This window comes from Epilithonimonas zeae, assembly GCF_023278365.1.
Lineage (GTDB): Bacteria > Bacteroidota > Bacteroidia > Flavobacteriales > Weeksellaceae > Epilithonimonas > Epilithonimonas zeae_A.
The window spans coordinates 3,056,556-3,080,328 of the sequence record NZ_CP075338.1 but is presented as its reverse complement, the minus strand read 5'-3'; the positions used below and the strand labels follow the sequence as shown (position 1 = coordinate 3,080,328).

Here is a 23,773-nt window from a genome sequence, read left to right as displayed (position 1 = left end):
TAATTTACCAATTTAAAAATGTAACAGTTTACCAATGTTTGAAAATCTTAAATTCAGTTGAAATTGATACATTGTTAAATTATTACACTGTTACATTACTATTACTTTACTTCCAAATAATTATCCTCAGGATTAACATCCGCTAATCTTTGGCTGAAATCAATTCCCAAGGCAGACAACTGAGATTTTGTATAAGGAATTGTAAACGTGTATTCCTGCTGTGTCCAAGCCCAATAAGGCAAAGTCTGAATATTACCGTAGATATCTTTCGTTTTCCAAACTCTGGTCAAATTCAATGGGATATTATAATTGATGACTTTTTTATCTTTTGTCAAAATACTGAAATCAATTGGCATCGGCACACCGCCTTTGTTCACTAAAGTAATTGTTGTTGATTGTGGGTCATACTTCACATTCTTGATACCGTAATCAATGGTTTTTGTTGTATTAATCCAATAATGTTGGAACCACTTCAAATCCATTCCAGAAACCAACTGTGCAATGTGAATAAAATCTCTTTCAGTAGGATGTTTCATCGCCCATTCGTCATAATATTTCAGCATAATTTTGCTCAGATTTTCTTCGCCAACGATGTAACCTAGCTCCACCAAAAATGTTTCACCCTTGATGTAACTTGCATAAGTGTAAGCTGTTCCGTTATCGTGATGGTCACCCAACCAAACTGCAGGTTCTTCTTTTGCAGATTTGGCAAAATTAGCATAAGCTTTCAAAGCGCCAACAAATGGATTGGGTTGAGATTCTTTTGGCGGAAACAATCTGTAAGACACAAAATCTTCTGCATACTGCGTAAAACCTTCATCCATCCAAGGTCTCACACTTTCGTTGGTTGCCAGCATCTGCTGAAACCAAGAGTGCGCACCTTCATGGAACATCAATCCGCTGAGACCTTCTAGTGAAGTGGCTTCTCCCAAAATCATAGTACACATTCCATATTCCATTCCGCCATCGCCACCTTGAATGAATGAGTAACTTGGCCATTTGTAACGCCCGAAAGTCGCATTCATTAATTGGTAATATTTGGTGATATAAGGTTTCATTTCCGACCAATATTTTGTTTTTTCAGATTTTTGGTAAACCAAGTAAACTTTTGGACCGTCCAAAATCGGAAAGCTTTCCACGGAATAATCTCTATCCGCCGCCCAGGCAAAATCCAGAATATTCTTCGCTGTCCATTTCCAAGTCACTTTGTTGGAAATGTCTTCTTTGATGGTTGCATTGCTGTCATAACCTTTTACTTCTGTTGGATTTTCAAGATTTCCTCCAGCTCCTATGACATAATCTTTATCGATTTTGATGTTCACTTCATAATCAGAAAATGGGGCGTGAAACTCTCTTCCGACATAATCAAAAGCCGCCCAACCGTCATAATCGTATTCAGCAATTTTTGGGTACCATTGCGTCATTGTCATATCGACACCTTCGCGGTTGTTTCTTCCAGCTCTTCGGATTTGCATCGGGATATTGGCGTCCCATTCCATTGTAAAAGTTGTGGAAGAATTTGGTTTTATTGTTTCAGCAAGAAAAACTTTCATAACAGTCCCCTGAATCTCAAACTTCAAATCTTTGCCATTCTGCTTAATCCAACGGATATTTTGTGCGCCTTCTTCATTTTTCGGAATTTCGGATAATCTGGAAACCACTGTATTTCCAACTCTTTTTGCCAATCTTCCATCCGCATTTACACCCTGAGACTGCACGCGCTGGTCCATCATAGAACCCGGTTTGAAAGCATTCCAATACAAATGAAAATAAGCCACTTTTAGCTCGTCCGGCGAATTGTTTCTGTAATCCAAAGTCTGTTTTCCTTGATATGTGAAATTGACAGCATCTACATCAATATCCATTTTATATTTAGCATATTGCTGATAATAAGGGTTTTGCTGAGCCGACATGATTAAAGAAAAAAGAATTGAGAATAAAGAGAATTTCAGTTTTTTCATAGATTCATTTTTATCAACCCTTTCAGAGTTTTGAACTCTGAAAGGATTTTTATAATAATTTTACCAAAAATAGGAAGTTTTTATTGAATGACAAGTTGTATTAAATCCTATTTATGTAGAAAAAATTAATATTTTTGAACAGTAAAAACTATACTATGAAAAAATCACTACTCTTATTTTTATTCATATTAATTGTTAGCTGTCGGAACGATGATACAATAAACGACAATGAAACAATCAATCAAAATCAAATAGAATTAAAAACCAATAATCCAAGTTTCATTTCTCAAATACAAGTTGATTTTGAAGGAGAGATTATCAAAACCAATGATGAAGAGATTGTTTATTATGGAATGTTAATCGGGAAAAATGAAAACTTAACTATCGATTTAAATGAAGGAAATCAAACAAAAGAATATGTCACAGGAGATAGAATTTTCAAGGGAAGTTTTTACGATTTAACTGGTGATAAAAAATACTATCTTAAGTTTTATGTGAAAACAAAGAATAAAATTTATTACGGAAATACAGTAAGTTTTATTTCAGAAAAACATACTTCTCCAAGTGAACAAAGAATATACTTAAACACTCAACAACAAGTTGATGATCTTGGAAAAAACAATTATACGTATGTATATGAACTTAACATCGGAGGTAGTGTAGAAGATCTTTCCCCATTAAGATCAATAATTAAAATAGGAGGAAATCTTAATATTGAATATACATCGAAACTCACATCTTTACACGGTTTGGAGAATCTCCAGCTAATTGGAACTGATCAATTTCCAAATGGTCAATTGCAAATCTATAACAATACTAAATTATCGACCTTATCCGGTTTGGATAAATTGATGTTTACTGGGAAACTCTATGTTGGCTATAATCCGTTGGTAAAAAATTTGCAAGGGTTGGGGAATCTTGAACAAGCTTGGCACAGAACATACCTAACAGTACCTAGTTTTGATGGACTTCCATTAAATTTTAGAACCGGAGAGTTTACCAGTATAGGATTTGAAGGAACTGATTTGGGAAACCGTACAATTAATTGTGAAGCATATGATTTTACTTTAAAAGATGCACCAAATATCACAAGTTTAAAAGGTTTTACAATAGGTAATTATCAAAATACAACAATATTTACACTTGAAAATTGTAAGAATCTAAGAACATTAGAAGGAATTAATTTTTCTACCAATAAATATGACCATATTCAAATAATAAATTGTGAAAATATCGAAAATTTAAAAGGATTTGAAAATATCAATACCATAAATTTTTTCACAGTAAAAAACTCTCCGAAACTAAACAGTCTTAATGGACTTAACAATCTGAGAAAAGTCGAGTACTCATTTGCTTTGGAGAATGTTTCCATTCCTAATTTAATGGAATTAAAAAACATTCAAATGATAAAAAGTTTACATTTATTAAAATGTAACAATTTAAAAAACCTTACAGGTGTTGGCAATACTTCAATCAACTATTTCGAACTAGCTGGTTGTAATTTAATAAATTCTTTGGAGGGTTTTGAAAACATAAGTAATCTTGAGAGAATATTCATTGTAAATAATAATAGTTTACAAAATTATTGCGCACTAAAAAGTAGTATTGGAAGTATAATCCACTTTGAAATTTATGGAAACTTACTAAACCCTACTAAGCTACAAATCATAAATAATTGTCCTTAATCTACCCTAAAAACCGGATAAAGCCGGTGCGTTTTCTCGTAATAGTCTGAATGCTTATAAACCCAATCCAACTGTGCTTGTCCGTCTTCTGCCAATTTTGGATTAATGGATTTTTCCAATTCAAAGGCGGTTTTCAAAGCTTTGTTGTCTTTCAGAAGTTTACTCGCTGTATCTTCGAAAACATAAGGGGAAAAATATTCTTTCTGACCCAAAATTGCATCGAAGAAATTCCAGTTGAAGTAAGAATCCACCGCTTCCGGCTCCAAGGTTTCTAACAGAAATTTCACGCCATCTTGGTTCAATGAAACGAGAAAATCTCCGGCTCTGAATTTGATTTTTCCGTATTCTTTGGTCGCAAATGTGTCGTAATGCAGATAATGACCTTCGTAAGGATTCGGAACCGTTTTGAAATCCTTGATTCTGTATTGTTCAACCAATATTGTAGAATCTTGTTTTATCGGAATCATTTTGATTTGGTTCAATTTCAGTAAATCAATGATTTTCCATTCGGATTGTGGAATGACGTAATATTTCGGAATCGTGATTTCTTTTGCAGGAACGTAAGTATTGTAGAATTTAACCGGCTTTGAAAACTTAGTATTTCTGTCGTACCAAAGTCTGGTTTTTCCGGAAACGTCGCTTGGTTTATATTTAGCTTCGAAACCTTTGAAATCAATCGTTTCATATTTTGCAGAATCGAGTTTCCAGGCTAAAGCGTATCGGCTTCCAACTCTGTATTGTTTAAGATTTTCAGTTCTTTTCTGTTGAATGGTTTTATAATTTTCATCGATATAATTCAGATTGTCAACCATATAATCGTAAGTCACTTTCACACGGTCTTTGTAAGGTTTCAGCATATGTGTTTCCACAACCGTCCCGATAGCATTGAACAAAGTCGTGTAACCCGTTGCATATCTCGGCGAATCCACAAAAGCAGGAAAACCGTCATCCGGAACATCGCCGTGAATGTTGACATAAGGAACGGAAATCACACCTCTTTTCTCCATATTTTTCAGAAGCGTTCTCTGCATTTCGTCATTGAAATAATTTCCCAAAATAGTTCCCAAGCGTTCTTTATTGGTTGAAATATAAGTGAAAGTATATTGATAATCTGCGCCGTTGCTGACGTGATTATCAATAAAAACATCCGGTTTTAGCCATTGAAAAATCTGCTGAAAACTTCTGGAATTTTTTGAATCCGTTTTGATGAAATCTCTGTTCAAATCGTAATTCCTAGCATTGCCACGAAAACCATAATCTTCCGGACCATTTTGATTGGTTCTGGAGAAACTTCCTCGGTTCAGCATTCCGCTAACATTATAACTTGCGATTGCTGTGAAAATAACATTTTTCGGTGCTTTGATTTTTCCGGTTGCTAAATCTCGCATTAACATCATCGTTGCATCAATTCCGTCTGGTTCTCCCGGATGGATTCCGTTATTGACGAATAGAACCGATTTTCCTTTTCTGGCTTCTTCGAAACTTTGTTTTGTAGGATTGAAAATCACAACATCTATTGGAGCTCCGTTGTCATCTTCGCCCTTAGTCTCATAACTGATTGATGGATACTGTTTTGATAAATCCTGATAGAATTTTCGCATCTCTTCAAAAGTTGTGGTTTGATTGCCGTTGCCTTTTTCGTAAGGCGTGAGAATTTGAGAATAACCGAAAACAGAAATTAGGATGAATAGGATTGAGAGATTTTTCATAGTACAAATGTAGAGAATCGGTCAATAAAAATTCCTGCCTTTTTCATTTGGATATAAAGATGGAAGCGAATCACTTTGCCAGAATTCTTTCGTATCAACATCAATAATTGACAAAGAGCCCGTGAAAGCGGCGCCGGTATCCAAGTTCCAAACATTCGCTTTGTTGACAGGTTCTTTGATTCCCAAATATAAAGTTGGCGTGTGACCGATGAAAATTTCTTTATATAAAACCAATCTTTTCGGATATAGTTCTGAATTTTTCGACAACTTCTTATCCATTGCAACAGCCGTTTCCCACAAAGTTCTGTCCCAACGGTAATTGCTTGAATACGTTTCTTTTTCCGGCCCGTGTATAGAAGAATAACCTGCGTGGATAAATAAACGGTTTTCATCGTCAACATAATAATTCTTCATCCGTTGAAAAAACTCAAGGTGTTTTTCCAAATCTTCCAAAGAATAATCCGAATAACTTTCCACAGTACTTTTCCCACCATTGAAAAGCCAAACATCGGGCGCTGTTCCGAGAGCAAGCCAATCTTCCGTCCAAGCATCGTGATTTCCTTTGATGAAAGTACATTCCTGCTTTTCGGAAAGTTCAATTAAGAATTGAATAATTTTGGAAGATTCGCTCCAACCATCAACATAATCTCCGAGAAAAATTAATTTATCATTTTTTGTAACTTTAGCTCTTTTCAAAACCTGTTTTAAAGCTTTGAACCTACCGTGAATATCGCCAATTGCTAATGTTCTTTTCATTTATTTTGAAATATATTTCGCATCCACAAAATCCGTCAGCCAGACATTATTTTCAGAAAGATAAAACAGAATTCCGTCTTCGAACATTTTGCCTGTTCTTATGGTCAATATAATTGGTTTTCCGTGACGCATTCCAACTTTGATAGCTGTTTCTTTATCTAAACTCAAATGAACGTGTTGTCTATTTCTTTTCTCAATTCCCTTTTCTAAAATAGAATCGACATTACTCTGAGCAGTCCCGTGATAGAGAAATTCTGGAGGTTTCTGAGGTTTTAAAGCCAAGTCAATACCAATCGAATGACCTTGGTTGGCTCTGATTTTGGTTTTATCATTGTTGAAAATAAATCGTTTTTTATCATTGGTTTCTACAACTTCATCCAATTCTTCTAAAGTGAAACTTATTTTATGCTTTGAACATTTCTCTCTTAATTCATTGACGTTTGCCCAACCATTTTCATCTAATTTTAAGTCGATGGTTTCTGGTTGATGCCTAAGAATTAGACTGAGAAATTTGCTTATTTTTTTCTTTTCTGGTTCGGTCATTGTTTGTCTCTTATTTCATTAATCTATTCTCTAATTTATTACATAATTTTTCAATATCATCTTTTCTTACCAATTCAGAAACCCATTCCTCAGGAATATTTTCAAACCCATAAAATAGTCCTGCAATTCCACCTGTAATCGCTCCGGTTGTGTCGGTATCTTCTCCTAAATTGACGGCTTTCAAAACTGCCTCAGAGTAACTTTCAGAATTCATAAAACACCATAATGAAGCTTCTAAACTGTGAAGAACGTAGCCACTGCTTTTAATTTCATCCTCAGGGAAAGTTGAAATATCGTTGCTTAAAATTCGGTCAAATAAATCCATTTCGTTTTGTGAGCAAATTGGATTATTATTTAGAAAATCTTTGACTTTGGTTTGCATTTTTTGATAAGATTCAAGTCTTTCTGATTTATTTAAAATTTCAATCAAAAACTCCAAATAAATAAAACAAGAAATCACAGAACGAATATGACCGTGAGTAATTGAAGAAACTTCTTTCACTACATCAAAACGTTTTTCAATAGAGAAATCCTTAATGTAAAATAACAATGGTAAAATTCTCATCAAGGAACCATTTCCGTTATCGAATTCACTTGTTCCTCCACATAATTGCGGAATTCCTCCTTTACTTATTCTATAAATCGCTTGTCTTGTGGCAATTCCAATATCGAAAATTTTTCCGTGTGGCGTCCAGATTTCAGTATTATACCATTGTAAAAACTTCAACGCAATATCTTCCAAATCATATCCATTACAAAGGCTTTCGGCAAGACAAAGTGTAAGCGAACCATCATCACTCCAAGTTCCCAATGGTTGACGATGAGTTCCCATCGCTCTCATTCTTGTAACTGGCGAACGTTTTAATTGTTCTCGACTTCTGAATTCCACCGGAACGCCTAAAGCATCGCCAATGCAAACTCCGAAAATTCCTGATTTTATATTATTGTGCATTTTCTAATAACTTTTTATAAATCTTTTCATTCTCGTCATCAAAACAGACGAAAGTAACTTTTTCAATTATATCTGACTGAAAGTTTTTAACAGTTTCAACAGCTATTTTTCCAGCCAATTCTTTCGGAAATCTGTAAACCCCGGTACTGATATTCGGAAAAGTAATTGTTTTTACTCCTAGACTTACTGCTAATTTCAAAGAATTATTATAACAATCAGCTAAGAGTTTAGAATTTTTTTCTTCGTTATTATTCCAAATCGGACCGACCGTGTGAATCACATATTTTGCAGGAAGATTTCCAGCAGAAGTGAAAACCGCTTCTCCAGTTTTACATTTTCCTTGTCTGTTTCTGATTTCCATACACTCCTCCAGAATTTGTTTTCCTCCTGCACGATGAATGGCTCCATCAACTCCACCTCCACCAAGTAAAGAAGAATTGGCAGCGTTTACAATTGCATCTGCATTAATTTTTGTGATGTCGCCTTTTATTAATTCAATTGTAAGTTTCATTAAGTCTCAATTTTTTATTTAAATTTCCATTATCAAACAACAACGGTTTTTCTTCAGGAATTATCAGTTTATCCAAATCCTTATTCAAAACAAATTGATGTTGTTCCCACACAAAATCAGAAATATTCTCAATCAAAACAATATCTTCTTTCGCAAAAGATTTGATAAAATCATTTCTCAATCCGATTTGAATCGCTCTTCTTTCCAATTTATTTCCAAAAGGGTCGTGGTCCGGGTCCCATTGTAATCTTACAGAAGATTCTTTCACTTGATTTTGCCATTCTTCTCTGGAAACTCCAAGCTCTTCATTAAAAGAGGAATAGACCGCGTTCTCCAAATATCGTTTGAAAGAAGACATTTTCAAATGAATTGACAAGACACATTCCTGACCTTCTTTCGTTCCCCACCCGTTACGATACATCATCCAAAGGAAATTCGGTTTGATCCAAGTCATTCTTTCCAAACTGAATTCTCCTCCAAAATATTGGTTTTTAACAGCAAACTCTCCGATATCTTTTCGATAAGATTGATAAACGATAATTTTTTCATCATCAAATTGAGCCATTATGTGATGCCCTGCTTGTGGCCAATCTTTTAATTGCACTTTATATTGTTTTAATTTAAGTTTCATTTTTTAGTTTTAATTTATTACCAAAACTGCTTCCTCATCAGACAGCTTTATTTCCGCCGTTGAACCACTGTTGAACTGCAAAAAATCCTGCTCAATTCCATCACTAAAGATAAAACCATTATTTGGCATTAATGATTCTATGATTAATTTGTTTCCTTTTTTCAGCTTTCCTCCGCAGATATTGGTTTGCGTTCTGATGCTTTTGAAAGGTTCTCTTACCGCAAAATACAAATCATCCTCTTTCAGCTTTGGATAATGCAAATCAGTTTCTCCTAAAATTCCGAAAGCCATATTGAAAATCGAACTCAGCCAACCTGTACTACCTGTTTTTGTGGAGACAATAATCCCGCTGGAAGAATGGCTTTCTTCTTTCCCGTTAAGCATAATTTTATATCTTGCCGAAGAATGAGAAGAAATCCCGATGAATAAATCATTCACAGCCAATAGTTTTTGTCCGTCATTCAAAACCGCTTCTGCAAACCTCATTTTCTTTGAACTAAACTTTTCGTTCAACACAGCATTTACGCCATTCAGAAAGTTCTTTACCGTAAAAGGAAGCAAAACGCCGTCATATCTTTCTTCGTCAGGATTGATTGCCACAATCGGAATATTTTTAGAGTATTTTGCCACATTTGCCACCAAACCATCTTGTCCAACGACCACAATCAAATTATTTTCGGAAAAAATATAAGACGGAACAAACTCTCTTTCAATCACTTTATTTTTAATCACTTTTGAAAGCTTTGTCTGAACTTCCAAAAATGATTGATGAAATTTCTCGTGTTCATCGACATATTCCTGAAAATTTCCTCCCGAACTTTCTATGTAAAACTTCGCCTGAGCTTTGGTATTGAAGCGTTCAATCAAAGACTCTAGTCTAGTTTTATTTTTGATGATGATAGCGTATTCGATTTTCATTTTTTCTGATAATAAAATGTATTTATGGATTCTTCAAACTTAACCCCAATTTGCATTATTTCAAAATAGTATCCAGCAAATCAGGGCTGATATTAAGGTTTACTATTTTGCCGGCATTTTCCGCCAATTCTCTGAAAGCTAGAGCAATATTGCTTTTTGCATCTTGATTTCCGCCCAAAGCACTCAACACTTTCCAGTCGATTTCTTTATAAGGTTTTAAAGAAGTTTCCAGGATATAACCTTGAGTTTCCGCTTCTTTTCTGTCGTTTTCCGTTTTTTGTTCAATGAGCTGTTTTCTCTGATTTTCAACAGAAATATCTGCGGCAATTTTCATCTCTCTCAGAATCCTGTTATTTTCCTCTTGCTGAACTTCGGTTTCCATCCTTTTTTCTTCGATTTGCTTTTGCTTTTCTTCTACAGCAATTTCTGTATTCAGTTCAGATTCTTTGATTTTTCTTTCCTGTTCTACCGCAAAATTTCTTCTTTCATATATCGCTTCATCAGCTTGTTGCTGTAGTTTTTCTCTGGTTTCCGTTTCTAAAGCTCTTGCCATTTCCGGAGTAGTTTGAACAGCAAGAATATTAGCTCCAAGAATTTCAATTCCCATCGTTTTTATTGCCTCAGAATTCATCAATCCTTCCAGAATATTACCTTCAATCTGTTTTGCAGAACGAATCGCATCTTTCAAACTTAATTGATGAATAAAAGAAGAAGTTGCAGTCTGAGCAAGATTGATAATTCTCTGATTGAGCTTTTCAATATCATTTTTCTTGTAAACTCCAGATTCGTTTACAGTAAAATCCAATGTATTTGAAAGTGCTTTCGGGTCCGTAATTTTATAACTGATTTGTCCCTGAATTTTGACGGTTTGATAATCGTGCGTATTTTCATTAAAGATAAAGGGCAAATCATTACTTCCCATCGGAATTGCGACGATAGATGAGTTGGGAGCAAAATAAAAAAATGATAGACCTCTTCCTTCTTTCACAGTTTTTCCATTTTTAAAATGAAGAACGTAAGTCATTGAATCGAATTTGATGTGTCTGAAACCGAACATAGTTTTAAGATTTTATATTAATATTTGCGTTATTTTTACACTAATTAAAAATGACATAATTTTAATTATTGCGTTATTTTTACGCAAATTTAAATCAATTAAAGCTAGTTCACCAAATTAATTTGCGTTAATTTTACACTAAATGTTTAATTAATTGATTTACAACATCAAAATTTTATTTAATTTCAAAATAGAAACCTTCTTCTTCCAGTTCTTTATACTTTTGTTGATTGAAAGTAAATAGTTTTCCAGGTCTTCCGCTTCCTTCTTTTTTAAGGTTATTGGTTTCGTTGAGAAGTCCATAACTCATTATTTTTTTTCTGAAATTTCGGCGGTCGATTTCCTTTCCAATAATGGTTTTATAAAGATTTTCAAGGTCAGAAAAAACAAATTCATCATTAATAAGATTAAATCCAATCGGCTGATATTGGATTTTTGTGCGAAGTCTTTTCAATGCGACATCAATAATATTTTGATGGTCGAAAGCCAATTTTGGAAGCTGATTCACACTAAACCATTGTGCATCATCTGCATCGGAATCAGCAAACAATTCGTGATAAGAAGGATTGACCAAACCCAGATAGGCAATAGAAACCACACGATTTCTCGGGTCGCGACCAACGTTTCCAAAAGTATAAAGTTGTTCTAGAAAATCAGGCTTGATTCCAGCTTCCTCGTGTAATTCTCTTTTTACGGCATCATCCAGATTCTCATCATCCAAAACCAAACCGCCTGGAAGCGCCCAACCGCCTTTGAAAGGTTCTATGTTTCTTTTAATTAGAAGAATTTGAAGGTCTTTTTTATCAAAATAGCCGAAAATAACAGCATCGACGGCAACTTTTATATCTTGCATAATGGTTTGCGTTATGAATACACAAAATTATACTTTTAAGTGGTTGAAACAAAAAATCTATAGGAGATTCTATGGATTATAAATTTTATTAAATTAGAAATCTCAATGGATAATAAAACATTTTTTGCAAAACTGGATATTATTGGAATTAATCCATTCGTATTTGTTCCGGAAAACATTTTGAATACAATCTTCGAAATCTCTGGAAAGAACAAGAGTCCAATTTCCGTTAAAGGGAAAGTAAATGGTGTGCCGTTTACTCAAACACTTGTGAAATATTCCGGTGAATGGAGATTGTATATCAATTTGAAAATGCTTGAAAACTGACCCAAAAGAATCGGAGAAACTATTGAGATTGAGATAGAATTTGACGGATCTAAAAGACGGGAACTTATTCACCCGAAGTTGGAGAAAGCCATTTATGACAATCCTATAACTTTAAAAAACTTTGAAAATCTGAATCCTTCCCATAAAAAAGAATTGATTCGCTACATTAATAACTTAAAAACAGAAAAAAGCATTGACGATAATATTGCAAAAATCATCCGTCATCTGAATGGTGAAATCACTTTTTTTGGAAGGAAAGTCAAATAAAAAAATCCACAGAAAATTCTGCGGATTATATTTTTAAAATGAATTAATGATAATTAGTCATTCAGCTTCAAAACTGCCATAAAAGCTGATTGCGGAACCTCAACTCTACCAATTTGTTTCATCTTTTTCTTACCTTCTTTCTGCTTCTCAAGAAGTTTACGTTTTCTGGAAATATCTCCACCGTAACATTTTGCAGTAACGTCTTTTCTTAATGCTTTGATGGTTTCCCTTGCAATAACTTTCGTTCCCAAAGCTGCCTGAACCGCAATATCAAATTGTTGTCTCGGAATCAACTCACGGAGTTTTTCACACATTTTTTTACCAATGTGATAAGCGTTAGAATCGTGAATTAATGAAGATAAAGCATCTACCATATCGCCGTTGATCAAAATATCCATTTTCACCAACTTCGAAGCTCTAAATCCAATTGGATGATAATCGAAAGATGCGTAACCCTTGGAAATAGACTTCAATCTGTCATAGAAATCGAAAACAACCTCAGCTAAAGGCATATTAAAAATCAATTCTACTCTTTCGGAAGTTAAATAACTTTGGTTAACAATCTCTCCACGTTTCTCGATACAAAGTGTCATTACAGAGCCTACGAAATCTGATTTTGTAATGATAGAAGCTTTGATAAAAGGTTCTTCTACTCTGTCCATTATCGATGGATCCATCATTTCTGACGGGTTATTGATTAAGATTGGAACTTCTGGTTCCTTTTTAGAATAACCAAAATAAGATACGTTCGGAACCGTGGTAATCACGTTCATATTGAATTCTCTATCCAAACGTTCCTGGACGATTTCCATATGCAACATTCCCAGGAATCCGCATCGGAACCCGAAACCAAGAGCCGCCGAGCTTTCCGGTTCGAAAACCAAAGAAGCGTCATTCAGTCTTAATTTTTCAAGAGAGAATCTTAATTCTTCAAAATCCTCAGAATCGATTGGATAAATCCCTGCGAAAACCATTGGTTTTACTTCCTCAAAACCTTCAATTGGTCCAGCTGCAGGCTTGTTAAAAGAAGTAATTGTATCTCCAACTTTTACTTCACGAGCATCTTTGATACCGGAAACCAAATAACCTACATCACCACATTCAACCGTTTTCTTTGGAACTTGTTTCAATTTCAAAGTTCCAACTTCATCAGCGCCATATTCTTTTCCTGTTGCGAAGAATTTGATTTTCTCGTTTTTAGTAATGCTTCCATTCACAACTTTGAAATAAGCTTCAATTCCTCTAAATGGATTGTAAACCGAGTCAAAAATCAAGGCTTGAAGTGGTGCATCAGGATCACCAACCGGTGCCGGAATCCTTTCAACAATTTGTTCCAATAAATGATGAACGCCTTCACCTGTTTTTCCAGACACTCTTAAAACATCTTCATACTCGCAACCGATAAGATTCATAATTTCATCGGTTACTTCTTCCGGATTTGCAGAAGGAAGGTCAATTTTATTAAGAATTGGAATAATTGTTAAATCATTTTCCAAAGCCAAATATAAGTTACTAATTGTTTGTGCCTGGATACTTTGAGCTGCATCAACAATCAAAAGCGCTCCTTCACAAGCCGCAATGGAACGGGAGACTTCGTAAGAAAAGTCAACGTGTCCTGGTGTATCAATTAGATTAAGAACAAATTTTTCTCCTTTATATTCATAATCCATTTGGATTGCGTGAGACTTGATCGTGATACCACGTTCTTTCTCAAGATCCATATCGTCCAAGGTTTGCGACTGCAATTCCCTTTGACTAACAGTGTTTGTATATTCTAAAAGACGATCTGCCAATGTACTTTTACCGTGGTCGATATGTGCAATGATGCAGAAATTCCTGATATTTTTCATTTAAAATCCTTGTAATTTGCAAAAATACATTATTTATTAATAGTCTAAAAATTAGAATCACAATTGACACTAAAGTTTCTGAATGTGGGAGACATTATTAAATAATTTTCAACGAAAAACGTTAATCTTTCATAAAAAAAAAGTTTTGGGAAAAAAAGTTTTATTTTTGCAAATTAATTAGAATCAAGTAAGCAGATTTATTCTGTGCGGAATTATGAAGAAATATATCAGTTTAGTAGTATTGTCTATGTTTTTGCTGTCTTGCAAAACTGAAATGGATCAGGCAATGAAGAGTGCCGACAAAGATTTTATCTTAAAAGTTGCGAACGAAAAATTTGCAAAGAAAAAGTGGGCAGATGCCTTGGCTTTATATGACAGATTACCTAACCTTGTGGCTGGAACAGATGATGCTCCGAACGTGGTTTTCAACTCTGCGTATGCCAACTATTATGACAAAAACTACAGATTAGCGGCTAATCAATTCAAAAATTTTGCTATAAGTTTTCCTCAGGATCCCAGAAAAGAAGAAGCTGCTTACCTATCTGCACTTTGTTATTATGAAGGATCTTTGCAATATAACTTAGATCAAAGTAATACAGAATCCGCCATTACAGAATTACAAGGTTTTATCAATGATTATCCGGATTCTGAACGTTCTAAAAATATCAACCAATTAATTGATGAATTAGGTTACAAACTGGAATTCAAAGCTTTTGAAAATGCCAAACAGTATTTCAAAATGGGAGAATACAAAGCAGCTTCTGTAGCTTTCGAGAATGTTTTGGAAGATTTTCCTGCGACAAAATTGAGATCAAAAATTTATGATATTTCTTTAAAATCCAAATATGAGTTGGCTATCAACTCCATTTATGATTTGAAAAAAGAAAGATTGGATGCTGCTGCTGCTTATGCAAAAAGAGTGAGCACAGAGTTTCCTAACTCAGAATATTCTAAAACTGCAGATGATCTTTACATAAAATTGGAAAATGAAAAAGTAAAATTCGCTAAACTCCAAGAAGAAGTAGAGAAAAGAAAAGCAGAATATGAAGCTAGAGTAAAAAATGCTGAGGCTAAAGAAAACGAGAAAAAAGATCTGGCACAGGAGAAAAACCAGCTAGAAATGCAGAAGGCTGCAGAGCAGACAAGAAGAGACAGTGCAAAGATCAATTCGCCTGAGCCTCAAGCTACTTTTAAATTTAAAAGATAATTACTATATTTGCATTCTCAAAAATATTTCCAGTCCAAATGAGTATTAAAGATACAAAAGCTGAAGTAAGTACAATTACTTACGACAAAGATAAAATCGAAGAAAAAGTAGGTAGCATCTATGAGGCTATCGTAATCATGGGTAAAAGAGCAGAGCAAATCAATGCTGAGATCCGTTCTGAACTTCATGGAAAATTGGATGAGTTTGCTGTTCACAACTCAACTTTGGAAGAAGTTTTTGAAAACAGAGAACAAATCGAAATCTCTAAACATTACGAAAAACTTCCAAAACCAACTTCTATCGCTTTGAAAGAATGGTTGGATGATGAAATCTATTTCAGAAAAACTGAAGAAAAGAAATAATCTATCAGATTAAAGATATCAAAACCGTCTCGTATAATTATGCGAGACGGTTTTTTTGTTAATAAAATTATTAATACTTTCGTTAATAAAATCAAAGTAAAAAATGAGCTTGCAAGGCAAAAAACTGATTCTTGGGATTACCGGCGGAATTGCTGCTTACAAAATGAATTATCTCGTTCGGGATTTTGTAAAAGCTGGCGCAGAAATCAAAGTTATTATGACTAAATCTGCAGAAGATTTCGTTTCACCATTGACTTTTTCTACGCTTTCAAAAAATAAAGTTTACACCGATTTTTATGATGACAACAAAACCTGGAACAACCACGTAGAATTGGCACTTTGGGCAGATCTGATTTTGATTGCACCCTGCACAGCTAATACTTTAGCAAAAATCACCAATGGGCTTTGCGACAATTTTTTGATGGCAGTTTATATGTCTGCAAAATGTCCCGTAGTTATAGCGCCAGCTATGGATTTGGATATGTATGCACATCCAACGGTGACAAAAAATCTACAAACTGCTGAAAGTTTTGGCCATCAAATTATTCCTGCAGAATTTGGGGAATTAGCGAGTGGACTTGTTGGACAAGGGCGATTAGCAGAACCTGAAACCATTTTCAAATTTGTTGAAAATCAATTTTCTGATTCCGAGAAAAAATTAACTGGGAAAAGATTCTTGATTACTGCAGGTCCAACATACGAAAACATTGATCCGGTGAGATTTATCGGAAATCATTCTTCCGGAAAAATGGGATTTGATTTGGCAAAAGAAGCCGCGAAAAGAGGCGCTGAAGTCATTCTAATTTCCGGACCATCTTCTCAACAAGCAGATGATAAAAACATTACACTTCACAGAGTCACCTCAGCTCAGGAAATGTTTGATGAAGTTTTCAAATATTTCGAAAATACAGATGTAGCCATAATGAGCGCCGCAGTTGCAGATTATACTCCGAAAGTTAAAGCGACAGAAAAAATCAAGAAAAACGACAACGAATTAACGATAGAATTGGTTAAAAACAAAGACATTCTAAGAACAATGGGCGAACAAAAAAAGAATCAATTTTTGGTTGGTTTTGCTTTGGAAACTCAGAATGAAGAAGAAAATGCTAAAGGTAAATTAGTTAAGAAAAATCTGGATTTGATTGTTCTTAATTCTCTTCGGGATGAAGGCGCAGGTTTCGCCAATGCCACAAACAAAGTCAAATTTTTTACACCAACCGAGGAACAATCTTTTCCCTTAAAATCAAAAGAAGATGTAGCAAAAGACATCCTGAATTTTATTGAACAGAAATTGTAAGAAAGTCCCGAGTTTTTCGTTATTATTTTATCCTTGTTTCAGATTATTTTCTTTGACAAAGATTGCTTATTTTTACAAACCTATTTATGAGAATGAAAAAATTACTTTATATAATTTGTGCTTTATTTTTTGCCCAAACGGCTTACTCACAAGAGCTTTTAGCAACAGTACAAATCAACAACCAACAAATCGCAGGAAGTAACACGCAGGTTTTCAGAACACTGGAAAAATCGTTGCGTGACTTTATCAATAATACAAGCTGGACGGGGAAAAAACTTCAGAACTTCGAAAAAATCAAATGTAATTTTGCAGTGGTTATTTCCGAACGTCCTTCAAACAACAGCTTCAAAGGTTCCATTGTGGTTCAGGCAACCAGACCTGTTTTCAATTCTCAATATGAAACGCCTTTGATGAATATCAATGATACTAATTTCACTTTCGAGTATAATGAAAATGAGAATCTTGTATTCAATGAAAGACAATTTTCAGGAAAAAACCTCATCGATGTTATTAGTTTTTACATTTATGTGATTCTTGGCTATGATGGCGACAGTTATCAATTGAAAGGTGGACAAGCAGCGTTTGACAAAGCCTTCAAGATTGCACAAAACTCTCAGAATCAAAACTATGACGGTTGGAACCAGATAGAAAGCCAAAGAAACAGAGGTTCGTTAATTTCCGGACTTCAAAACGAAAATACTTCTACACTTAGAACAGTTTATTACAGCTACCACAGATCCGGATTGGATAACTTGGCAAAACAAGATCAAAATCCGGCAAAAAAAATCATTGCAGAATCTTTGATGCAACTGAAGTTTTATGAAAATAATTTCCAGATGAATTATCCATTCAGTGTTTTTCTGGAGACCAAAAGCACGGAGATTTTCAACATTTTCAACAGCGGGCCTAATACTTCTGTTAACATCAGCGAACTTAAAACGCTGATGAGTACATTCTCTCCGAAAGACATTGATACCAAATGGGATAAATGGAAATAATTATTAATTAATAATTGACAATTAATAATTAAAAAATGCTTTCTAGAATTTTTATTCAAAATTTTGCTTTAATCGATAAATTAGAAATCGATTTAAAAAACGGATTACAAGTCATCACCGGAGAAACTGGTGCAGGAAAATCTATTATTCTTGGTGCACTTCGACTGATTATGGGTGAAAGAGCCGATGTGAAGTCTTTTGCTAAATCTGATGCCAAAAGTATTGTAGAAACAGAGTTCCGAATCACTGAAAACTTCAAATATTTTTTTGAAGAAAATGATCTGGATTATGAAGAGCAATCCGTCATCAGAAGAGACATTCTGCCAAACGGAAAATCCCGCGCTTTCATCAACGATGTTCCTGTAACGCTTGATATTCTGAAAGAATTGTCATCAAAACTGATAGACATCCATTCTCAATTTGAAACTTCTAATCTTTTTACAGAACAATTTCAATTCGGAATTCTGGACGGATTGGCAAAAAATAAAACATTATTAGCCGATTATCAAAGTCAATATTTCGGTTATCAAAGTACAAAACGAGAGATTGAGCAACTGAAATCTGCACTGGCTGAGAATAATAAAGAATCTGATTACAAGAACTTTTTGCTTGCAGAGTTGGAAGAAGCCCAACTTGAAAATATTGATTTTGAGGAATTGCAAAATCAGCTGAATACTCAGGAAAATGCAGAGCAAATCAGTGAACAGCTTTCTCAGAGCCTTTCAAAACTTAATCAGGAAGATTTTGGAATTTTAAGCAGTTTGTTTGATGTTAAAAATAAGATGCAGAAATTGTCCGAATTATCTTCTGAATATGAAGAAATCAGCCAACGTTTGGAAGCTTCTTATCTTGAACTTAAGGACGTCAATTCTGAAATAGAATCTAAAGCTGAAAATCTCGAGATAAATCCGGCTTTACTTCAACAATTATTGACATCCGTTAATAAAATCAATGCATTATTTCTGAAACATCAGGTTGATAATATTGAAGACTTACTTAAAATAAAAGAAGAATTATCTTCCAGTCAAAGTTCTCTAGAAACCATTGAAATTCAAATCGAAGAAAAAGAAAATCAACTTAAGATAATCGAAATTCAATTGGCTTCTTTGAGTAAAAAACTCTCTGAAAATCGAACTAAGTTTTCCAGCAATTTAGAAAATAAAGCCAAAGAAATCTTCGCTCAATTAGGTTTGGAAAAAGCCATTTTAAAGATTGATTTGTCTGATTCTGCTACATACAATCTTCACGGTAAAAATAATATCCAGATTTTGTTTCAGGCCAACTCCGGTTTTCCTTTGAAACCTATTCAAGGTGCTGTTTCTGGTGGAGAACGTTCCAGAGTAATGCTTGTCATAAAAAAGATAATGGCAGAGAATAATGCGCTTCCAACGTTAATCCTTGATGAAATTGACACTGGTGTTTCCGGAAGAATTGCTGAAGAAATGGGAAAACTGATGAAGGAAATGTCACAGGATCTGCAACTCATCGTCATCACACATCTTGCGCAAGTTGCAGCCAAAGGAAATGAGAATTACAAAGTGGTGAAATTTGATGAAAATGCGGTGACCAAAACTACGATTGTAAAACTTTCAGAAGACGAAAAACTGAATGAAATTGCACAGCTGATTTCAGGCTCTAAGATTACCGAGGCAGCAATTTCTCAGGCTAAGGAATTGATTGGATAATTTATTGCTGATTAAGCTCTAATAAAGGATCTATATATTCTCTATCGTTGCTCAATCTTGGAACTTTATTTTGTCCACCTAATTTTCCGCGACTTGCCATCCATTCATAAAACAAATTTGGTTTCGCCGAATGGATGATTGGTTTTCTCAACGTAATATCATTGTAACGTTTCGCCTCGTAATCGGAATTCAAAGTCTTGAGGGTTTTGTCAAAGACTTCTGTAAATTCATCAATACAAGTTGGTTGTTTGGTAAATTCGAAAATCCATTCGTGACAACCCTTACTATTATTGGTCATAAAAACCGGAGCGCCTGTATAATCAGAAATACTTGCATTAAGGTTTTCACAAGCTATCTTAAGTGCAGTTTCCACATTATCAATCATCAATTCTTCTCCAAAAGCGTTGATGTAATGTTTGGTTCTGCCGGAAACTTTGATTCGGTATGGTTTGATGGATGTGAACTTAACCGTATCGCCAATCAGATAACGCCAAAGTCCACCATTAGTCGTAATCACGACAGCGTAATTTTTATTCAATTCTACTTCAGAAATTGGAATAGCGTTTCTACTTCCTGAGTAATACTCATCCATCGGAATGAACTCATAGAAAATACCGTAATCCAACATCAGCAACATCTCATCGCTCCCAGCCTGGTCTTGTATACCAAAAAAACCTTCTGAAGCATTGTAGATCTCATAATATCGGATATCTTTCCCGATGATATCTTTATATTGATTTTTGTAAGGCTTAAAGCTAATTCCACCGTGGAAAAACACTTCCAAATTCGGCCAAAGTTCTCCGATATTATTTTTGCCTGTTTCCTGCAATGTTCTTTGCAAAAGTACCATCATCCAACTCGGGACACCTGTCAAACTTCCCACATCTTCATTCTTCACTTCGCCAATGATTGCTTTCATCTTGCTTTCCCATTCGGACATCAACGACGTTTTTTTACTAGGTGTATTGATGATCTCTACCCAAAAAGGAAGATTTTCAATCAGAATTGCAGATAAATCTCCAAATTTTGTATTGAAATCCTGATAGATTTCTGCACTTCCACCCAGTCTGAGGTTTTTGTGTTGGAACAGCTCACTTTCCGGATGATTGTTCACATAAAGTGCCACCATATCTTTCCCAGCCTTGTAATGACAATCCTCAAGACTCTCTGTAGTAATTGGGATGTATTTGCTTTTGGCATTGGTTGTTCCGGAAGATTTTGCAAACTGCTTTATCACACCGGGCCAGAAAACATCTTTGTGTCCTTGCCTTGCTCTTTCTATATAAGGTTCGAAATCCTCATAACAGACAATTGGAACCTTTTTCTGAAAATCTTTATAATTGGCAATGGTGCTGAAGCCATACTTCTGCCCATATTCTGTTTCTTCTGCGTGGAAGAGTTGAGAAAACAAAAGGCCTTCCTGCGTTTCCACGGGATACTTGATAAAATGTTCAATCTGATCCATCCGTTGAAGAATAAACCAATTGACTACTGAATTAAAAAGTGCTTTCGTTGCCATCCTTCACAAATATAATAAAATTTGAGAATGGAAAAACGTAAATTTTAATCGATGAATATTATCTGTCTTTTTATGATTCCCGCGAAGAATCATCGTACTGTTGAATAGATCTGGTAAGCATCTCCTTGATTTTATCTATCAAGCTTTTAGGTTCGGTTACTTTTACCTGATTTCCGAATGACAGAATCTCCTGGATAAAATCATAAGTGGGGAAAAGATCATAGGTGAAATAGACATATTTATCCGTTTCTTTTTGGATTTGTTGAGAATGATGCAGCGGCGAACTTTTAAGATATTCTGCCTGTTCTTTGGTTGATCTGATGACGACTTTGTCCGGCTGTTCTTCCAGATTCATAATACCGAAAGCATTTTTGAAATGTTCTTTCAGATTAAATTTCTGTTGAAGCTTAAAGCCTGCTTTGCTAACCTCCAAATCGCTGATACGATCTAAACCAAAAGCTTTCAGTTTCTCATCTTTGGTATCCAGAGCGATGAGATACCAACGGTCTTTGGATTCTTTGAGAGCATACGGATGAACTTTTCTGGACGTGATGCTTTGGTCTTTGTATTTGAAGTGTTGGAACTCCAAAATTCTTTTGTTTCTGATGGCAAAAAGGAGATCATAGAAATTCTGAATACCTCTGGGCGTTCGTGTTTCCGGATAAACAAACTGTGCAAGATCCGGTTGGGAATTGACTGCGTTCATGATTTGGAAAGACTCTAACAGACGTTGGTTATACTCGTCGACTTCCATTACCGGGCGGCTTTCTATATAGTAACGGTTATCACCTTTTTTCTTGTTGTGAATATCAAAATTGAAAAGATTCGCAATGTCCTTGATATCCCTCTGCAAAGTACGAATGGAATAGCTCACGATGTTGGCATCCTGAAACTCAAAAGAGTTAAGGAGATAGGATTCTATCTCGGGATAGGTTGCCGGCGAACGTTCCAATCTCTTGATGATGAGGGCATATCTGGTTAAATAGAAATCTTTTTTCATTGATGGTTCTAAGGATATTTCGTTTTTAAATTTTGTTACACAAATATAAATTCTAAATGCGACAAAAGGTGTCGTGTTTTGGATTTGTGGATAAATTTTATCTTACTTTTTCTCCAATAACTGGGAGGTCAACGCTTTGAGTTCTTTGTATGGAATGTTGGCTAAAGAATCTTTCATACTTGTCTGAGAAATCACTTCTTGTCTCAGATTATTGAGCGGATGTGTTTCTGGAAGAATGGGTTTAGCATCTGGAGTATAAGCGAGTAAATCATTGGGTTCACAATTGAGGACTCTGCAAAGCAGTTCTATGTGGTCTAAGCGGAAGACACGGGTTTTGCTACTGAGAATGTTATGGGCTGTTGCGCGTGAGATGCCAGCTTTTACGAGATAGGTGTATGGTCTTTCTATTCCGCGGGCTTCGAAGATGGGTTTGAGATTGAGATTTAGCATTGTGTGTTTTTGTTTAAAGATAGTAAGATTGTTTTATATGTTGATCATTGTTTTGGTTTTTGGTATCACATTATCGTAAATGAAAATTAAAGTGATGAAAGTGAAAACAAAATTGATGTAATGGAAAACAATACTGAGACAATATAAAATTATATCGACATTATATAAAACAAAGTTGATGTAAGTGATAACAGAGTTAAGGGAATGGAAAATGTTCATGAGACAATAGAAAACAATATCGTAATAAATGAAAACTAAGTCGCTACAATGTAAAATAGACATACGTTAAATGAAAAAGCAGTAACATCTTGTGCTACTGCTTTTATTATTATTCTGTGAAAATGGTAAATTGCGAATCCACGCTATCTGGTCTTTCCATTTTTTCTAATCTTTTTAAAATATTCTTTATTTTTCATTTAATTATAAAATTAACACCTTCATTGGTGAGATTCCTAACAATATCATCTAAATCTTCTTCATTAGATTCTACAATAACCTCATCGTTGTTTTCATACATTTTCATATAGTATCCTATTTCTTCTAATGAAGTAATTAAATTTCTATCGCGAAAAATAGATAATACTTTCAAAATACTCAAATCTTGATTTTTTTTCCTTGTAACTATTATTTGTTTCATAATTTATTTTTTTATCCAAAGCCTTATGTAATCCTTTGCCCGAAGTCCATACAATTGGCAAATTTACACGAAAAAGCAGCCATTTCTGACTGCTTAAATTTTAAATATCTTTATATGTTTTCATAAATTCATCATAATCTTTTTGAATCTCTGATATTTCTTGTTTTTTTAGGGATTTTAAATACTCTTTAATAAGTTTTATTAACTCTCTTTTGTTTTGAGATTTCTTCTGTTCAGAATCTACCCAAAGTAAAGAAAGTAAACTACCTAAAGAATAAATATGGAAATCTTTATAGTGTTCTTTGGCATATAAAATTGCAGATTCTTCATCATAAGAATATAAACTATTCATTGCTGAAGAAACAAAATATTCATCAAATCCTAAATCTCTATTTAGTACTTCCAAACAAAATTCTTTAGTTTTAGGGTGTTTTCTTCGCTCTAATTCTCCTAAAACAAAAAAGACAGATTCATCTAAATCGTAACCTTCTTCCCACTCTTTTATTAGCATTTCATCTGAGTATTTACTATAATATTGCTCCATTTTTAAAATATTTTAATTGTTTTTAAATATAATTTACCATTTTCCAATTTTTGC

Annotated in this window: 24 protein-coding genes; 8 read left to right on the top strand and 16 right to left on the bottom strand. The window is 34.4% G+C overall.

All coding sequences use genetic code 11. The features are described from left to right. Nucleotides 1–101: 101 nt before the first annotated feature. Nucleotides 102–1,961 carry a M1 family metallopeptidase gene (locus KI430_RS13975; protein ID WP_248875562.1) on the bottom strand — a complete coding sequence of 620 codons (1,860 nt, stop codon included), beginning with the start codon at nucleotides 1,959–1,961 and terminating at the stop codon, nucleotides 102–104. A 155-nt stretch (nucleotides 1,962–2,116) separates the two neighbouring features. On the opposite strand from KI430_RS13975, the gene KI430_RS13970 reads away from it, so the two are divergent. Further along, entirely contained in the window at nucleotides 2,117–3,646 is a 1,530-nt protein-coding gene (locus KI430_RS13970) for a hypothetical protein (RefSeq protein ID WP_248875561.1), read from the top strand. Here KI430_RS13970 and KI430_RS13965 read toward each other — a convergent pair. From KI430_RS13965 to KI430_RS13925, 9 genes are all read right to left on the bottom strand, one after another. Further along, on the bottom strand, nucleotides 3,643–5,355 hold the full coding sequence (locus tag KI430_RS13965) for a M14 family zinc carboxypeptidase (RefSeq protein ID WP_248875560.1): 1,713 nt from the start codon (nucleotides 5,353–5,355) through the stop codon (nucleotides 3,643–3,645). The genes KI430_RS13970 and KI430_RS13965 overlap by 4 nt on opposite strands. 21 nt (nucleotides 5,356–5,376) lie before the next feature. Then, complete coding sequence (locus KI430_RS13960; RefSeq protein ID WP_248875559.1) at nucleotides 5,377–6,111, bottom strand: metallophosphoesterase family protein; 735 nt, start codon at nucleotides 6,109–6,111, stop codon at nucleotides 5,377–5,379. Then, nucleotides 6,112–6,654, bottom strand: a complete 543-nt coding sequence (locus KI430_RS13955; protein ID WP_248875558.1) for an RNA 2'-phosphotransferase — start codon at nucleotides 6,652–6,654, stop codon at nucleotides 6,112–6,114. It abuts the gene before it with no gap. 10 nt (nucleotides 6,655–6,664) lie between these two features. Continuing rightward, nucleotides 6,665–7,606, bottom strand: coding sequence for an ADP-ribosylglycohydrolase family protein (locus KI430_RS13950; RefSeq protein ID WP_248875557.1), 942 nt, complete (start codon nucleotides 7,604–7,606; stop codon nucleotides 6,665–6,667). Further along, nucleotides 7,596–8,117: an O-acetyl-ADP-ribose deacetylase gene (locus KI430_RS13945; protein WP_248875556.1), complete on the bottom strand. Its 522-nt coding sequence runs from the start codon at nucleotides 8,115–8,117 to the stop codon at nucleotides 7,596–7,598. Before KI430_RS13945 ends, KI430_RS13950 begins: the two co-directional genes overlap by 11 nt. Then, complete coding sequence (locus KI430_RS13940; protein ID WP_248875555.1) at nucleotides 8,101–8,748, bottom strand: DUF4291 domain-containing protein; 648 nt, start codon at nucleotides 8,746–8,748, stop codon at nucleotides 8,101–8,103. The genes KI430_RS13945 and KI430_RS13940 overlap by 17 nt, the downstream gene beginning before the upstream one ends. A 9-nt stretch (nucleotides 8,749–8,757) precedes the next feature. After that, a complete protein-coding gene (locus KI430_RS13935) occupies nucleotides 8,758–9,666 on the bottom strand; it encodes a sugar kinase (RefSeq protein WP_248875554.1) in 909 nt (302 codons plus the stop codon). A gap of 55 nt (nucleotides 9,667–9,721) precedes the next feature. After that, the gene (locus KI430_RS13930; protein WP_248875553.1) at nucleotides 9,722–10,723 is read right to left on the bottom strand and encodes an SPFH domain-containing protein; all 1,002 of its coding nucleotides are present in this window, start codon (nucleotides 10,721–10,723) and stop codon (nucleotides 9,722–9,724) included. Nucleotides 10,724–10,898: 175 nt separating this feature from the next. Beyond that, a complete protein-coding gene (locus tag KI430_RS13925; protein WP_248875552.1) occupies nucleotides 10,899–11,576 on the bottom strand; it encodes an NUDIX hydrolase in 678 nt (225 codons plus the stop codon). A gap of 105 nt (nucleotides 11,577–11,681) precedes the next feature. Here KI430_RS13925 and KI430_RS13920 point away from each other — a divergent pair, with 105 nt between their 5' ends. Together KI430_RS13920 and KI430_RS13915 are read left to right on the top strand one after the other, a co-directional pair. Beyond that, nucleotides 11,682–11,903: a hypothetical protein gene (locus tag KI430_RS13920; protein ID WP_248875551.1), complete on the top strand. Its 222-nt coding sequence runs from the start codon at nucleotides 11,682–11,684 to the stop codon at nucleotides 11,901–11,903. A 78-nt stretch (nucleotides 11,904–11,981) separates the two neighbouring features. Then, entirely contained in the window at nucleotides 11,982–12,170 is a 189-nt protein-coding gene (locus KI430_RS13915; RefSeq protein ID WP_248875550.1) for a YdeI/OmpD-associated family protein, read from the top strand. Nucleotides 12,171–12,223: 53 nt separating this feature from the next. Here KI430_RS13915 and lepA read toward each other — a convergent pair whose 3' ends face one another. Continuing rightward, a complete protein-coding gene (gene lepA, locus KI430_RS13910; RefSeq protein ID WP_248875549.1) occupies nucleotides 12,224–14,020 on the bottom strand; it encodes a translation elongation factor 4 in 1,797 nt (598 codons plus the stop codon). Between the two features lie 214 nt (nucleotides 14,021–14,234). Here lepA and bamD point away from each other — a divergent pair, with 214 nt between their 5' ends. From bamD to KI430_RS13885, 5 genes are all read left to right on the top strand, one after another. Beyond that, on the top strand, nucleotides 14,235–15,227 hold the full coding sequence (gene bamD / locus KI430_RS13905; protein ID WP_248875548.1) for an outer membrane protein assembly factor BamD: 993 nt from the start codon (nucleotides 14,235–14,237) through the stop codon (nucleotides 15,225–15,227). 38 nt (nucleotides 15,228–15,265) lie between these two features. Continuing rightward, nucleotides 15,266–15,589, top strand: a complete 324-nt coding sequence (locus tag KI430_RS13900; protein ID WP_248875547.1) for a DNA-directed RNA polymerase subunit omega — start codon at nucleotides 15,266–15,268, stop codon at nucleotides 15,587–15,589. A gap of 103 nt (nucleotides 15,590–15,692) precedes the next feature. Beyond that, complete coding sequence (coaBC, locus tag KI430_RS13895; protein ID WP_248875546.1) at nucleotides 15,693–16,886, top strand: bifunctional phosphopantothenoylcysteine decarboxylase/phosphopantothenate--cysteine ligase CoaBC; 1,194 nt, start codon at nucleotides 15,693–15,695, stop codon at nucleotides 16,884–16,886. Nucleotides 16,887–16,978: 92 nt separating this feature from the next. After that, nucleotides 16,979–17,884 carry a DUF4835 family protein gene (locus KI430_RS13890; RefSeq protein ID WP_074236479.1) on the top strand — a complete coding sequence of 302 codons (906 nt, stop codon included), beginning with the start codon at nucleotides 16,979–16,981 and terminating at the stop codon, nucleotides 17,882–17,884. 35 nt (nucleotides 17,885–17,919) lie between these two features. Then, on the top strand, nucleotides 17,920–19,569 hold the full coding sequence (locus tag KI430_RS13885) for a DNA repair protein RecN (RefSeq protein ID WP_248875545.1): 1,650 nt from the start codon (nucleotides 17,920–17,922) through the stop codon (nucleotides 19,567–19,569). Nucleotide 19,570: 1 nt separating this feature from the next. Here KI430_RS13885 and KI430_RS13880 read toward each other — a convergent pair whose 3' ends face one another. The 5 genes from KI430_RS13880 to KI430_RS13860 all read right to left on the bottom strand — a co-directional run bounded on the left by KI430_RS13880 (nucleotide 19,571) and on the right by KI430_RS13860 (nucleotide 23,719). Next, nucleotides 19,571–21,088, bottom strand: coding sequence for a GH3 auxin-responsive promoter family protein (locus KI430_RS13880; RefSeq protein ID WP_248875544.1), 1,518 nt, complete (start codon nucleotides 21,086–21,088; stop codon nucleotides 19,571–19,573). A gap of 70 nt (nucleotides 21,089–21,158) precedes the next feature. Continuing rightward, nucleotides 21,159–22,088 (bottom strand): helix-turn-helix transcriptional regulator, encoded by a 930-nt coding sequence (locus KI430_RS13875; protein WP_248875543.1) that lies wholly within the window; start codon nucleotides 22,086–22,088, stop codon nucleotides 21,159–21,161. Between the two features lie 102 nt (nucleotides 22,089–22,190). Beyond that, a complete protein-coding gene (locus KI430_RS13870; RefSeq protein ID WP_248875542.1) occupies nucleotides 22,191–22,538 on the bottom strand; it encodes a helix-turn-helix domain-containing protein in 348 nt (115 codons plus the stop codon). A 412-nt stretch (nucleotides 22,539–22,950) separates the two neighbouring features. Then, entirely contained in the window at nucleotides 22,951–23,175 is a 225-nt protein-coding gene (locus KI430_RS13865; protein WP_248875541.1) for a hypothetical protein, read from the bottom strand. A gap of 100 nt (nucleotides 23,176–23,275) precedes the next feature. Beyond that, entirely contained in the window at nucleotides 23,276–23,719 is a 444-nt protein-coding gene (locus tag KI430_RS13860; RefSeq protein WP_248875540.1) for a hypothetical protein, read from the bottom strand. Nucleotides 23,720–23,773 lie beyond the last annotated feature (54 nt).

Excerpts from the sequence above, each read along its gene's own strand:
- KI430_RS13960 (WP_248875559.1), bottom strand. The coding sequence starts at position 6,111 with ATGAAAAGAACATTAGCAATTGGCGATATTCACGGTAGGTTCAAAGCT.
- KI430_RS13885 (WP_248875545.1), top strand. The coding sequence starts at position 17,920 with ATGCTTTCTAGAATTTTTATTCAAAATTTTGCTTTAATCGATAAATTA.
- KI430_RS13930 (WP_248875553.1), bottom strand. The coding sequence starts at position 10,723 with ATGTTCGGTTTCAGACACATCAAATTCGATTCAATGACTTACGTTCTT.
- KI430_RS13970 (WP_248875561.1), top strand. The coding sequence starts at position 2,117 with ATGAAAAAATCACTACTCTTATTTTTATTCATATTAATTGTTAGCTGT.
- KI430_RS13900 (WP_248875547.1), top strand. The coding sequence starts at position 15,266 with ATGAGTATTAAAGATACAAAAGCTGAAGTAAGTACAATTACTTACGAC.
- KI430_RS13875 (WP_248875543.1), bottom strand. The coding sequence starts at position 22,088 with ATGAAAAAAGATTTCTATTTAACCAGATATGCCCTCATCATCAAGAGA.
- KI430_RS13945 (WP_248875556.1), bottom strand. The coding sequence starts at position 8,117 with ATGAAACTTACAATTGAATTAATAAAAGGCGACATCACAAAAATTAAT.
- KI430_RS13925 (WP_248875552.1), bottom strand. The coding sequence starts at position 11,576 with ATGCAAGATATAAAAGTTGCCGTCGATGCTGTTATTTTCGGCTATTTT.
- KI430_RS13860 (WP_248875540.1), bottom strand. The coding sequence starts at position 23,719 with ATGGAGCAATATTATAGTAAATACTCAGATGAAATGCTAATAAAAGAG.
- KI430_RS13940 (WP_248875555.1), bottom strand. The coding sequence starts at position 8,748 with ATGAAACTTAAATTAAAACAATATAAAGTGCAATTAAAAGATTGGCCA.
- coaBC (WP_248875546.1), top strand. The coding sequence starts at position 15,693 with ATGAGCTTGCAAGGCAAAAAACTGATTCTTGGGATTACCGGCGGAATT.
- KI430_RS13920 (WP_248875551.1), top strand. The coding sequence starts at position 11,682 with ATGGATAATAAAACATTTTTTGCAAAACTGGATATTATTGGAATTAAT.
- lepA (WP_248875549.1), bottom strand. The coding sequence starts at position 14,020 with ATGAAAAATATCAGGAATTTCTGCATCATTGCACATATCGACCACGGT.
- KI430_RS13865 (WP_248875541.1), bottom strand. The coding sequence starts at position 23,175 with ATGAAACAAATAATAGTTACAAGGAAAAAAAATCAAGATTTGAGTATT.
- KI430_RS13870 (WP_248875542.1), bottom strand. The coding sequence starts at position 22,538 with ATGCTAAATCTCAATCTCAAACCCATCTTCGAAGCCCGCGGAATAGAA.
- KI430_RS13890 (WP_074236479.1), top strand. The coding sequence starts at position 16,979 with ATGAAAAAATTACTTTATATAATTTGTGCTTTATTTTTTGCCCAAACG.
- KI430_RS13935 (WP_248875554.1), bottom strand. The coding sequence starts at position 9,666 with ATGAAAATCGAATACGCTATCATCATCAAAAATAAAACTAGACTAGAG.
- KI430_RS13975 (WP_248875562.1), bottom strand. The coding sequence starts at position 1,961 with ATGAAAAAACTGAAATTCTCTTTATTCTCAATTCTTTTTTCTTTAATC.
- KI430_RS13955 (WP_248875558.1), bottom strand. The coding sequence starts at position 6,654 with ATGACCGAACCAGAAAAGAAAAAAATAAGCAAATTTCTCAGTCTAATT.
- KI430_RS13965 (WP_248875560.1), bottom strand. The coding sequence starts at position 5,355 with ATGAAAAATCTCTCAATCCTATTCATCCTAATTTCTGTTTTCGGTTAT.
- bamD (WP_248875548.1), top strand. The coding sequence starts at position 14,235 with ATGAAGAAATATATCAGTTTAGTAGTATTGTCTATGTTTTTGCTGTCT.
- KI430_RS13880 (WP_248875544.1), bottom strand. The coding sequence starts at position 21,088 with ATGGCAACGAAAGCACTTTTTAATTCAGTAGTCAATTGGTTTATTCTT.
- KI430_RS13950 (WP_248875557.1), bottom strand. The coding sequence starts at position 7,606 with ATGCACAATAATATAAAATCAGGAATTTTCGGAGTTTGCATTGGCGAT.